12 protein-coding genes are annotated in these 12,757 nt (G+C 56.4%); 4 read left to right on the plus strand and 8 right to left on the minus strand.

What is annotated here, in order from left to right:
* Positions 1-163 precede the first annotated feature (163 nt).
* From AABB92_RS09705 to AABB92_RS09730, 6 genes are all read right to left on the minus strand, one after another.
* Positions 164-1,366: an amino acid permease gene (locus AABB92_RS09705; RefSeq protein WP_031376966.1), complete on the minus strand. Its 1,203-nt coding sequence runs from the start codon at positions 1,364-1,366 to the stop codon at positions 164-166.
* Positions 1,367-1,968: 602 nt separating this feature from the next.
* A complete protein-coding gene (locus tag AABB92_RS09710) occupies positions 1,969-3,351 on the minus strand; it encodes a heavy metal sensor histidine kinase (protein WP_031376967.1) in 1,383 nt (460 codons plus the stop codon).
* Entirely contained in the window at positions 3,348-4,022 is a 675-nt protein-coding gene (locus AABB92_RS09715; RefSeq protein ID WP_031376968.1) for a heavy metal response regulator transcription factor, read from the minus strand. Before AABB92_RS09715 ends, AABB92_RS09710 begins: the two co-directional genes overlap by 4 nt.
* Before the next feature lie 23 nt (positions 4,023-4,045).
* Positions 4,046-4,807: an alpha/beta fold hydrolase gene (locus tag AABB92_RS09720; RefSeq protein ID WP_031376969.1), complete on the minus strand. Its 762-nt coding sequence runs from the start codon at positions 4,805-4,807 to the stop codon at positions 4,046-4,048.
* 314 nt (positions 4,808-5,121) lie between these two features.
* Positions 5,122-5,754 (minus strand): serine-tRNA(Ala) deacylase AlaX, encoded by a 633-nt coding sequence (locus AABB92_RS09725; protein ID WP_031376970.1) that lies wholly within the window; start codon positions 5,752-5,754, stop codon positions 5,122-5,124.
* Between the two features lie 57 nt (positions 5,755-5,811).
* Positions 5,812-6,726 (minus strand): LysR family transcriptional regulator, encoded by a 915-nt coding sequence (locus tag AABB92_RS09730; RefSeq protein WP_031376971.1) that lies wholly within the window; start codon positions 6,724-6,726, stop codon positions 5,812-5,814.
* Between the two features lie 128 nt (positions 6,727-6,854).
* Between AABB92_RS09730 and AABB92_RS09735 the strand changes: the two genes are divergently transcribed.
* The 3 genes from AABB92_RS09735 to AABB92_RS09745 are packed head-to-tail and all read left to right on the plus strand — an operon-like array spanning position 6,855 to position 10,534.
* Complete coding sequence (locus AABB92_RS09735) at positions 6,855-8,165, plus strand: MFS transporter (protein ID WP_031376972.1); 1,311 nt, start codon at positions 6,855-6,857, stop codon at positions 8,163-8,165.
* Between the two features lie 18 nt (positions 8,166-8,183).
* Positions 8,184-9,272 carry a tartrate dehydrogenase gene (locus tag AABB92_RS09740; RefSeq protein ID WP_031376973.1) on the plus strand — a complete coding sequence of 363 codons (1,089 nt, stop codon included), beginning with the start codon at positions 8,184-8,186 and terminating at the stop codon, positions 9,270-9,272.
* Between the two features lie 2 nt (positions 9,273-9,274).
* Positions 9,275-10,534, plus strand: a complete 1,260-nt coding sequence (locus AABB92_RS09745) for a glycerate kinase type-2 family protein (RefSeq protein WP_046288473.1) — start codon at positions 9,275-9,277, stop codon at positions 10,532-10,534.
* 320 nt (positions 10,535-10,854) lie between these two features.
* Here the strand turns inward: AABB92_RS09745 and AABB92_RS09750 are convergent, their stop codons facing one another.
* Positions 10,855-11,076 carry a hypothetical protein gene (locus AABB92_RS09750; RefSeq protein WP_072050994.1) on the minus strand — a complete coding sequence of 74 codons (222 nt, stop codon included), beginning with the start codon at positions 11,074-11,076 and terminating at the stop codon, positions 10,855-10,857.
* A 341-nt stretch (positions 11,077-11,417) separates the two neighbouring features.
* Complete coding sequence (locus AABB92_RS09755) at positions 11,418-11,681, minus strand: DUF2798 domain-containing protein (RefSeq protein WP_031376080.1); 264 nt, start codon at positions 11,679-11,681, stop codon at positions 11,418-11,420.
* A 128-nt stretch (positions 11,682-11,809) separates the two neighbouring features.
* Here AABB92_RS09755 and AABB92_RS09760 point away from each other — a divergent pair, with 128 nt between their 5' ends.
* Positions 11,810-12,712 (plus strand): LysR family transcriptional regulator, encoded by a 903-nt coding sequence (locus AABB92_RS09760; RefSeq protein WP_031376079.1) that lies wholly within the window; start codon positions 11,810-11,812, stop codon positions 12,710-12,712.
* The last annotated feature ends 45 nt before the right edge of the window (positions 12,713-12,757 follow it).

A 12,757-nucleotide genomic window follows, 5' to 3' on the forward strand; every position in this document is an offset into this window, starting at 1 on the left:
CAGCTCGCCCGGCACGCCCGCAGTTTCAGGGCGTGCCAGTCATCGGGTCGGAACTGGCCGGGCAACAGCCAATCCGGCCAGGGTTAATCATCAGCCCGAACCGCCAGTGAGTGCGACATAATCACGGCGCGGGTCGCACCGGCGCAGGCTTATTTATTCGCGGTTAAATGGCTGAATAGAGCAGCGCGGAAACGGTCAGCAGCCCGCCCATAATGACGATGATAGCCTTCGCGCCACGCAACGGACGCAGTGCTTCACGGGTATAAATCAGATAAGCCGGTATCACGAACAGGAAAATAGCGATTAGCGGCCCGCATACGGTTTCAATCAGGCCGATAACGTTGGGATTAAGGTACACAATCGCATACGACAAGCCGAACAATAGCGCGAAAGCGATCCGTCTGGCCTTACGCTGACCGGCCGCGTCGGTCGCCCTGATTGCGTCGGCGGTCAGGGTGGTTAACGTCTCTGCCACCGGCAGCGAAATGCCGAGAAAAGATTTGGTCATGCCGATTAGCGCGATGAAGGGCGCAATCAACGCCAGCAAACTAAAGCCGCCTTTGCCCTGCATAATTGACATGATATTCAGATTATCCGCTTTGGCTCTGACAAAGGTTTCATGCGGATAGCTCAAAACGCAGCTGAGTACGAAAAAGACAATCGAAACAAAAATCAGGCCGTAGGCCGCCCGCACCACAAACACCGATTGCTTCTCACCACCGTTGCCCGCCTGGCGATACCACGACGCCAGCGGGCTAATCATCGGCGTAGAGCAGAAAGCGAAGGTAATCAGCGGCAGCGTTAACCACAGATTTTTGAGCGTCTCACCGGCAGGCGCATGGCGGGTGGCGCTCAGCTGCCGGAGAAAGTTGGATATGTCCCATGCCGGGATCTGGATAATGGCAATCAGCAGAATGGTTAAGGCGAACGGAATAGCTAACACACTCAGGGTATTTACCACCTTTTCACGCCCTTTGCTCAGCATCAGGAAAAGCAGGCCCAGAACCACAAACACCAGCGCGCCGCGATTCAGCGTGCCGAGATGCAGATGATTGCTGTAATAGTCGTTGATGGTGCTCACCAGCGAGATTCCGTATACCAGCGTAATCGGGAAGTGCGCGGTGCAGAAAAACATCTTGATGGCCTGTTTGCCTTTGGCACCAAAGTAAGCACCAAACAGCGGCAGGGACTTATCCGCCGTCTGGTTGTCCCGCATGAAAACCCGGCAGATCAGCACATGAGGGATCACTGACAGCGGCAATCCCAGCAGTAACATCATGATGAAGACAATCGGGCCGAGCGTGCCGATTTCAACCGGTAAAAATAGCGTACCTGCTCCCACCGTAGCGCCATAAACGCCCATCATCCAGACGGTATCTTTAATCGTCCAGCGCGGACGCGAGGGGGTCAGGGTCTCTACGTTCTGCATGGTCATTACAATTCAATGCCTCCCGGCTAGTCGGTGATGTGTTGCTCTGCGATCCCGCATGCTGTGGCGCAGCTTCAGCGCGCCGGCTGGTTGCGCTTTACGCCGTTTTCCCGGTCTGGCTGTTGCTGACGCGGGCGCGGGCGCGCTGAGGGTAACCCTCTTCCCTGATCCATCCTGAGGCGATGGCATGACCGATTACGCAGTAACAACGGAGGGCTGTGGCAGTAATCAGCATGATCGATCCATGACGTTAATGGCTCTCATTGCTGGTCCCACGTGTTGCATGAAGGCAGTTGCGCGGTAAACAGGCGGTTGTCATAAAGGCTTATCGCTGTCGCGACGTTCAGCACAGACTACGGTAGCCTGGCTGACGCATCTATGATCTTTGTCAGGGAATATGGGGCAGCAAACCGGTGAGCACAGCCGGTTAATGCGCGCACTTTGGGGGTTTAACCGGCGGGTTATGTCGCCTGACGGGCTGCATTGTGCTGATCCAGCATCGATACATTTTCCGGGCCAGCAGGGCCGCAATCTCCCGGTTAATCGCGTCGCGGAAAGCGTAGCGTAAACCGGGTGATGCCGTGCGCGCTGCTCACCTCACAGCTCCCGTGGTGTAAGCGCATAATGCTGCGCACAATAGACAACCCTAACCCGCTGCTGCCCTGATGCCGTGACGCCTCAGCACGCCAGAAACGATCAAAAACGCGCGCCTGCTGTTCGGCGCTCAGCGTCGGGCCGTGATTTTCCACCACCAGTTCGATAGCCGTCGGCTGGACCTTGCTGCAGACGCTCACCGGCGTGCCCGCATCGCCGTAGCGCAGCGCGTTGGCCATCAGGTTGGCCAGCGCGCGTTGCACTAACTGCGGATCGGCCCGCAGTTCGCCCTGCAGTTGCATCTCCAGCCGCATCGCCTTTTCCTCTGCCATATCGTCAAAATAGCTCTGCAGTTTGCCGCCAAGCTGCGCCAGATCGAGAGGTTGTTCATTCAGTGCCTGACTGGCATCTTCGGCTTTGGCAAGAAACAGCATGTTGTCGATCATCTTTGCCAGCCGTTCCAGCTCTTCATAATTGGAGCCGAGCAACGCCTGATAATCGCTCTGACTGCGCGTCTGGCTCAGCGCGACTTCGGTCTGGCCTAACAGCGTGCCGATCGGCGTCCGCAGTTCATGTGCCATATCAGCAGAAACCTGGCTCAACTGTTGATAACCGACGTCGAGGCGGCTCAGCATCTGATTAAAGGCGGCCACCAGCGGCTGTAATTCAGCCTGCGACTGTTGCGGCATCCGGCGGGACAAGTGACGCACATCGATCGCTTCCGCTTCCGCCGTCAGGCTGCGCAGCGGTGACAAACCGCGCCGCACCAGCCAGACGCTGATCGCCGCCACCAGCAACGCCGCCAACGCAGTCGCCAGCAGGATCTGGTGACGATAATGGCTCAGGGTTTGTGTCCGGTCACGCATCAGGCGGCCGGTGAGGATCTCAATCTGCCCGCTGCCATCCCGGGTCGGCGTCAGTGCCGCCGCCGAGATAAACGGCGTGCCGTTGGCGCTGACCAGATGATGCACCGACGACAGCGTCAGCGGCTGGTCAGCGGCAACCGGCGTAATTGCCGGCAGAGGACGCTGGCCGGGATTCACCACGATCAGCGGTGGCTGACCGGGAAAACGCAGCACCAGCAACGACTCGGTATTGCCAAGCATATTGGCGAACAGTCGCGGTTTCTGCTGAATCAGCGTAATCGCATCTTCATCGCGCAGCAGCGTACGGATTTGATCGATGCGCGTCAGCAGTGCGGCATCGTCCCGCACGCCAATCTGCTGGGCCAGTGAGTGATAAAGCGCAAATCCGCAGAGTGAAAAAATAGCGATCACCGTGACGCTGAGCATCAGCGACAGACGCAGCGCCAGGGAGCGTCGCTTCACGCTTCTGCTTCGCAGCGATAACCCACACCGTGTACCGTGTGGATCAGCGGATAGGCAAACGGGCCATCAATTTTCTGCCGCAGACGTTTAACCGCCACATCGACCACGTTGGTGTCGCTATCAAAATTCATGTCCCAGACGCGGGAAGCGATCACGGTGCGGGTCAGCACTTCGCCAGGATGCATCAGGAACAGATGCAGCAGGTTGAACTCTTTGTTGGTGAGATCGATACGCTGCCCGCCACGCTCGACGCGCCGTTTAAAAACGTCGAGCTGTAAATCGGCCAGCGTGAGAATATCCGGCAGCTTCTGCTGGCTGCCGCGCCGCAGTTGAGTACGGACGCGCGCCAGCAGTTCGGCAAAGGAAAAAGGTTTGACCAGGTAATCATCCGCGCCCAGCTCCAGCCCTTTGATGCGATCTTCCAGCGTGCCTTTAGCCGTCAGGAAGATGACCGGCGTGTGGATCTGCTTATCCATCGCCGCCATCACCTGCCAGCCATCAAGGCCGGGCATCATCACGTCGAGTAAAATCAGATCGTAATGATGCTCGCGGGCATAGAACAGACCATCAACGCCATTTTCCGCCACGTCGACGATAAAACCGGCTTCGGTCAATCCCTTGCGCATGTAATCACGAGCTTTGGCCTCGTCTTCAATCACCAGAATTTTCATGCGCCTCTTCCTGCTGGTTATTTTCAGGGCTGCGCCTGTTGCGCGGCTTGCTCGATCAATTTTACGACATCATCAGGATGTGACTGATACACCGAATGGCTGGCACCGGCAATTTCTACCGTATGGCTGTGCGCGCGTCTGGCATACATGCGCTCCAGATCGGGACTGATAATTTTGTCAGCTTTCGCCACCATGTACCAGCTGGGGTGGGTTTTCCACGCCGGATCGGCAATCTTAGCGGTGAACACCGCAGCGTTGGTTGGCATCTGCGCATGCGCTTCAAAATCGGCCTGCACAGCAGGCAGGTCGGCAGCGAAATCGCTGTGATAATACTGTGGTGCAATGGTCAGATAGCCATCGGCCGAGCGGGCAAACGGATGTGCGCTGTTGGGATATTTTTTACCGTTGCTGGCCTCGGTTTCACCGTTATCCGGCGCATGGGCGGCAATGTAGACCAGACCCGCCACTTTGCTGTCGTTACCGGCTTCACTGATGATCGCCCCGCCGTAGCTGTGACCGACCAGAATCACCGGGCCATTCTGCTGATCGATAATCCGTCGCGTCGCCGTCACATCCTCTGCAAAGCTGGTCAGCGGCTGTTGCACCAGCGTCACGTGATATCCATCCTGGGTCAGCCGGTCATAGACCGGACGCCAGCCCGCGCCACCAACAAAAGCGCCGTGTACCAGCACAATATTTTTTACCGGCTGCGACTGTGCCTGCGCCTCAGCGCCAGCGATAGCCAGCAACATGCCCACGGCCAGAGTAATGCTGTTCAGTTTCATCTTCGTGCTCCTGTTTGGGAAGGTTCGCCTACAGGATATGAAACCCACTCTGACATCAGGGTGAGCGAGTTATGACAAAACCATGACAGCGGCTGCGGGATGAGGCCCGCTCAGTGATTGAGTTGTGGCAGGGTGCAGGCAACTCCCTTTTGGCAGGACCTGCCCGGAAGAGGCCAGGGAAAGGCTGTCCATCGCTCCGGCCAGATCGGTGACCCTCCCCACAATGTTCAGGATGCTCTGTGCGGTGCCGGGAGATGCTGCGGATAATCCCCTGATTAGCGGATGGCTAAGGATGTGTCAGCAGCAGGAGCAGATCAGTCATCGAGTTCGTACTGTACCGATAACTGACCTTTCTTCTCTTTAACCTTAACGATGCGAACCTTACCGATTTCGGTGGTTTTGTTCACGTGCGTGCCACCACAGGCGTAGGGCGTCAGATCGCCCCAGGTGACGCTACGGCGCCCCTCTTCGGCCGACAGGATCCGCTGAAGATCGCGCGCCACTATCTCTGCTACCTCCGCCGCCAGGTTTTCCGCCGTTACCGTAGTGGTCAGCCCAATCGCTTCAAATACAACCCGGCCCTCGCCCGGGCGGTGATTCCCTTTGATACCATGCCAGCCATACTTTTCGGCCGCCACGCCGATGATATGCCCGGCGGAATGATAGCGGGTGTGGATAGCGCGAAGCTCAGGCGCGACGGCGAGATGAACCGGCCCGGCGGCAACCGGCGCATCGGTAAGATGTATCACTTCATCACCTTCCTGCACGGCCTGAAGCACCGCCACACCGTTAAGGGTTCCCTGATCAGAAGGCTGTCCCCCGCCCTGCGGATGGAACAGGGTTGCCGCAAGAATGACGCGGAAACGGCCATCCGGCCCGGGCGTACAGCTGATGACCTGGGAATTCATCTCAAGTGAATCGCTGTGATAGTAGGTTTTCTCAGTCATAAATTATCCACTTTAGTGCCCGGCTCGCGTCGGCGAACTGCGGGCTGAAGCCTGGCGCTACAGGTCTTTTGTCAAAATCTCACGATTGTCCGCCAGGATAGTCAGCATGGCATTAACGTACCTATCCCTGTTTCCCTGGTGCCACATCACACACAGCGGCAGCCCTTCAATTTCCATATCATCGACCGGAGCCAGCGGCAGATACTTTACGCCATCCGCGTTCATGTTGCGGTAAGAGGAAGGAACCAGCGCCACGCCCAGTCCGGCGGCAACAAAGCTCAGGATAGTCTGTTTTTCCTCGGCATATTGCGCAATCACCGGGTACCTGCCGGCCGCTCTGAACAGGTTCATCGTCAGGTCATGGCTGTGAGGACGGGTGCGTCTTTCCGGCACGATGACGGGGTCATTGCAAAAATCCTCTATGCTCACCCGGTCGTAATCCACCAGCCGGTGATGTGCCGGCACCGCCAGCACACAGGTTTCATGGGCAATAAAGCGGGTGGTCAGGGTGACGTCGGTCTGTTCTGGCGGCCGGACAAAGACCAGATCCAGCCAGCCGGAGGTCAGTCGTGGGATCAGACTGTGCGATTTATCTTCGCTGATATGGATATCCGCATCAGGAAAAGCGCTAACGAACAGGTTGAGCAGTTTCGGCAGTAATCCCCTCGCCGCACTGTCAATGGCACCGATCCGCAGCGTTTTTTTCTGCGATATCATATTTTTACGAAACTTAAGCCGTAACGCATCAAAATCTGCAACAACGGATTTAGCGTCAATCAGAAACTCCGCGCCTTCCCGGGTCAGGGAGACGTTTCGGGTCGAACGATTCAGCAGGCGAATACCCAGATCCTCTTCCAGTAACCGGATAAAACGGCTCAGTGACGCAGGCATCATTTCAAGCTTGCGGGCAGCCCTGCCAAAGTGAAGCTCATCACCTACCACCACGAAGCATCTCAGCTGATTTATATCCATTTATTGCCCGCATTCAGATTATGCAAATTATTTATATAAACCCTTGCCGATGATAACGCCAGTTAAAACAGCATACTGAGTTCACAACAAAACGATAACAACCCTACCTGACTGTGGAGCATCCTGTTATGCACAATGACCTCGAAAAAAAGGTGATGCGCAAAGTAACGCTGCGGATTATTCCTTTTATCATGCTGCTGTATTTCATCGCATTTCTCGACCGGGTTAACATTGGCTTTGCCGCCCTGACCATGAATCAGGACCTGGGTTTTTCGCCGATGGTCTTCGGGCTCGGTGCCGGGATTTTTTTTCTCGGCTACTTTCTGTTTGAAGTCCCGTCTAACCTGATTCTGCATAAAGTGGGTGCCCGTATCTGGATCGCCCGCGTCATGATCACCTGGGGACTGGTCTCGGGTTGTATGGCGTTTGTGCAGGGCACCACCAGCTTCTATATCCTGCGCTTTCTGCTCGGCGTGGCCGAGGCCGGTTTCTTTCCTGGCATCATTCTTTATCTCAGCTACTGGTTCCCGGCGGTAAAACGTGCGCAGGTCACCGCCATTTTCATGGCCGCAGCGCCGCTCTCCACCGCGCTTGGCTCTCCTATCTCCGCGGCGTTGCTGGAAATGCATGGGCTGATGGGCTTCGCCGGCTGGCAATGGATGTTCGTGCTGGAGGCAGTCCCGGCCTTACTGTTGGGCATCGTGGTGCTGTTCTGGCTCACTGACCGACCGGCCAAAGCCAAATGGCTGACCGAAGAAGAGCGGACCTGGCTGCAAAATACCATGCAGGCTGAAGAGCAGGCGCGGGCGGTGGGCCAGAGCCACAGCAGCGCATGGCGCGGTCTGGCAGATAAGCGGGTGCTGGCACTGGCGCTGGTCTACTTTGGCACCTCAGCCGGTCTTTATACCCTGGGTATCTGGGCACCGCAGATTATTCACAGCTTCGGTGCCTCATCGTTAGAGATCGGTTTTCTTAATGCCTTCCCGGCGGTGCTTGGCGTTCTCGGCATGATCCTCTGGGCCCGCCACTCCGACCGGACCCGTGAGCGCAGCTGGCACGTTATCGCTGCCTGTCTGCTGGCGGCAGCCGGACTGATTTACGCCGGCAGCGTCACTACCCTTTTCTCAGTAATTATCGCCCTGACGCTGGTTACGGTCGGGATCAGCGCATCCAAGCCGCCGCTCTGGAGCATGCCTACCCTGTTTCTGAGCGGACCGGCGGCGGCGGCGGGCATCGCTGCCATCAACTCGATTGGCAACCTCGGCGGATTTGTCGGCCCGATGATGATTGGCATCATCCGCCAGCAAACCGGCAGCTATACCTGGGGCCTCTATTTCGTGGCCGGACTGCTGATGGTTTCAGCCCTGACGGTACTGATTCTGGCCGGAAAAGCGAAAAAGCCACAGACCACAGAACTTCATCAACCTCACACTCATTAATCGACACGGAGAAACACCATGCGTAACTATTCTATTGCCGCTATTCCTGCTGACGGTATCGGTCCTGAGGTCATCTCAGCCGGCATTGACGTCCTCAGGGCGCTGTCACAGCGCGATCCGCAGCTGAAATTTGATATTCAGACTTTCGACTGGGGTTCTGACTACTACAAACGCTACGGTGTGATGATGCCGGAAGATGGCTTGCAGACGCTGAAAAAATTCGATGCGATCTATTTCGGCGCGGTGGGCGCACCGGATGTGCCTGATCACATCACCCTCTGGGGACTGCGCCTGCCAATTTGCCAGGGATTCGATCAGTACGCCAATGTGCGGCCGACCAAAATTCTGCCCGGCGTCACGTCGCCGCTGCGCAACCGCGGGCCGGGCGATCTCGACTGGGTGATCGTGCGCGAAAACTCCGAAGGCGAATATTCGGGTAACGGTGGCCGCACCCATAAAGGTCTGCCGGAAGAAGTCGGCACCGAAGTGGCAATTTTCACCCGCGTCGGTGTCACGCGCATCATGCGTTATGCCTTTAAACTGGCGCAATCCCGCCCGCGTAAGCTGCTGACGGTAGTAACGAAATCCAATGCGCAGCGTCATGGCATGGTGATGTGGGATGAAATTGCCGCTGAGGTGGCGCAGGAGTTTCCGGATGTGCAGTGGGACAAAATGCTGGTTGATGCCATGACACACCGCATGACGCTGCATCCGAAAAGCCTGGATACCATCGTCGCTACCAACCTGCACGCCGATATTTTATCTGACCTGGCGGGCGCGCTGGCGGGCAGCCTGGGGGTAGCGCCTACCGCAAATATCGATCCTGAGCGGCGCTTTCCTTCCATGTTCGAGCCGATTCACGGCTCGGCCTTTGATATCACCGGTAAAGGCATCGCTAACCCGATCGCTACCTTCTGGACGGCGGTGCAGATGCTGGAGCATCTGGGCGAGCATCAGGCCGCCGCGCTGATCATGGAAGGCATCGAACACGTCTGCACCCACGGCATCCTGACGCCCGATGTGGGCGGCACGGCAACAACGGCCGATGTCACGCGTGCCGTGGTGCAGTTCATCGAATCCCATTCAACCGTTGCCGAGAGTGCCTGACAATGAGAAACGATCGGGCCGCAGCGATCCTGGAGGAAATCTTTACGCAGGCGGTTGACAGTGCCCGTCCCGGGCCTGTCGTGCCGGCTGCGCTGCCGCAGAAGCCCGCCGGCCGCTGCGTAGTGGTCGGGGCGGGCAAGGCGTCGGCCGCGATGGCAGCGGCGGTGGATGCCGCCTGGCCAGACGTGGATGTCAGTGGCGTGGTGGTAACGCGCTACGGTCACGCCGTGCCTGCCGGGCGTATCCGCATTCTGGAGGCTTCACATCCGGTTTCAGATGCGATGAGTGAAACGGCGGCGATGCTGATTCTGGAAACGCTGCGCGGCCTGACACCCGACGATCTGGTGCTGGCGCTGATATCTGGCGGTGGCTCCGCCGTGATGGCCTTACCCGCGCCGGGTATCACGCTGGCCGATAAACAGTCAGTTACCCGGGCACTGCTGCACAGCGGTGCCCGCATCAGAGAGATGAATCTGGTCAGGCGTCATCTGTCGGCAGTAAAAGGTGGCAGGCTGGCGGCACTGGCGCAGCCTGCTCAGGTGGTTTCGCTGATTATCAGCGATGTTCCGGGTGATAATCCGGCGGATGTGGCATCCGGTCCGACGGTGGCTGACAGCAGCACACCAGAAGATGCGCTGAAGGTGCTCGAACGCTACGCTATTCCAGTTTCCGCCGCGGTTCGCCATCTGCTGAACCAGCCGCCGGCGTTGTCAGGCATGCTGCCGGTCGGTGAGGTCAGGATGATTGCCACACCCGCGATGGCTTTACAGGCCGCGGCCAGTGCGGCACGTCGTCACGGTATTACGCCACTGATACTCGGTGACGCCATCGAAGGTGAGAGCCGGGAGGTCGCCACCGTCATGGCGGGCATCGCAAAATCAGTGAAGCAGCACGGCTACCCGCTGAAGGGGCCAGCAGTGTTGCTGTCAGGGGGTGAAACAACGGTGACGGTAAGCGAGGGAAAGGCAGGTAAAGGCGGGCGTAATACCGAATTTTTACTTGGGCTGGCCTGCGCACTGCGGGGAGAAAGCGGAATCTGGGCCATCGCGGGAGACAGTGACGGTATTGATGGCACCGAGGATGCGGCGGGTGCGATGATTTTTCCTGATACGCTGTTGCGCGGCAAAACCTGTGGGCTTGATGCGCTTAGCTATCTGAACGCGCATGACAGCTACAGCTATTTTCATGCGATTAACGATCTGCTGATAACCGGACCGACATTAACCAACGTTAATGACATCAGAGCGATATTGATAGGCTAACCTGTGGCTCTCTTTTAAACGAAGAGAGCCACAGTTCATTTCTCTTATTACGCGAACCAGCATGTCGCTGGACTGGCATTGTTGGTTCTATCAATCTGCCAGCGCAGGGCAGCATGGGCAGGCTGTCACTTCCCCTTGCTCACCTCTCCTCACTTTATGCGTCACTTTTGCGGCCACGGATAACGGTTATCTCTTCATCATTGATTGACACCATCCGGTGGTTTTCAACCCTGGCCAGCCAGCGACTGAAAATGGGCTGAAATCAGTCGTGACTGAAACAGGTTTAATTCAAACAGCCCGGTGATAGTGGTTAAAGGATGTTATTTCTGACTTTGTTGCTGATTATCTGCTTCTTTTTGTTTTTTCTTAGCCATGTGATGGCCTACAGCGCAGCCGGCAGCGGCACCTGCAACGCCGTGATTCGCAACATGGCCAGCGACACCTCCAACAGCAGCGCCTTTAAGGCATCCCTTCGCCTCAGCCTGCATGCTCATGCTGAAAAGCAGGCCAGCGGCCATGATGCCAAACGTTAACTTCTTCATATTTTTTTCTCCATGTAATGACTGGCGTGTTCCAGTTACTTACCAGCATAGCCAGTTAAAACCAGACGCCTTGCCAGAATGGATAAAACTAAAACCTGGTTACCCTTCGTTACGTTTAACACTGACCCAGCGGGATAATCAGGCGCTTTACGGGTGATCATATCGGGCAGTTTCCCTGCCCCATAAACACCTCGCGTGGCTGAAAGCCGTCCAGCCCTGCCCTGCCGGCTTTGCTGAGGATCTCATCTCGGATGATTCAGGATTGCCCTCTTAACGCGGCTGACAGAAGCCAGCAATGTTGTTTTTAAATGCACGAAAAACGCATGGCCGTTCTTCAGGTCTCAGTGACCGTGAACGGTCAATCCAACAAGACGGATAACGACAGGACGGACAACCAGTATGCAAAAGAAAGCCGCTGGCATGGCGACCTGGTAAGCATTCATCACATTTGTCAGGTAATGGGGTCCCATTCCGAATTCGGCTAACGTGATGACCAGACTCATCAGGAATGCCATGATGGTCGCCATATAAAAAGCAAATATGTACGGTGCAGCGCGCTTTGGCAGGCGATTTCGTCGGGTATTTTTAGCGATAGCATCAGTCATCGGGATATCCTGATTAATAAAGATGAACGGAACTGCTGCTAACCTAACAAGCTTATCAGGACGGTTGTAGCGTGGTTATGCTTTAATCATTATTAAGCAAAAGTGACGAATGAAGCATTGAGGATAAGATGGACGTTTTAGGGCTGATCAGCACGTTTATCCGCGTGGTGGAGAACGGCAGTATTGCAGCGGCGGCACGCGCTAAAGGTATGAGCCCGGCAGCAGTCAGCCAGAGTCTTTCTCGTCTTGAGGCGCATTTGGGCGTGCGACTGCTATCGCGCACCACCCGTAGCATGACCTTAACTGAAAACGGTAAGCGTTATTTCGAGAAAGTACGCCACATTCCACATGATATAGAGCTCGCCTCGCAGGCTGCGGCCAATGAAACCAAACCGCAGGGACCACTTTGTATCGCTACTACAGCCGCGTTTGGTCGGTACGTTCTGGCGCCACTTATGCCCGCTTTCAAAGCGTCCTTCCCCGACATAGATATCGAACTGATCGCTACCGATCGCAACGTCGACCATCGGCTGGAAGGCGTCGACGTCAGTATCCGCATTGAGGCGCAGCTGAATGATCAACTGATCGCCAGGAAAATCGCGTCATTGCCGTTTATATTCTGCGCAGCTCCCGCTTACCTTGACCGTGCTGGCACGCCTCAGACACTCGCAGAACTTAGCCAGCACGCCTGCCTGGTTTTCCGCTATCCAACCGACAGACGGTTTCTGCCATGGACGTTTATGGTCAACGGACAACCTGTCAATGCAAAACCTGACCCCAGCTTCATCAGTGATGATATTGATATTATTGCAAAAATAGCAGTCAACGGGGGCGGCATTGCTCGTCTGGCGAGCTTCGTTGCTCAGCCGTTGATAGACAGTGGTCAGTTAAGACCGTTGTACTGGTCAGGGCACAATGGCGAGAGCAGCGTTGAGTCCCTGCCAATGAATATCTATGCCTGCGTCACCGAACGTTCGGCACTTAATGCGAAAGTTCGGGCATTTATTGAGTTTTTAGAAGCTGCGATTTGAGACAAGGCCGCTTTTAACGGGCAAAAGGTACAGAGGTCGCCCTGA

This window comes from Pantoea brenneri (genome assembly GCF_038594305.1).
Taxonomy (GTDB): domain Bacteria; phylum Pseudomonadota; class Gammaproteobacteria; order Enterobacterales; family Enterobacteriaceae; genus Pantoea; species Pantoea brenneri.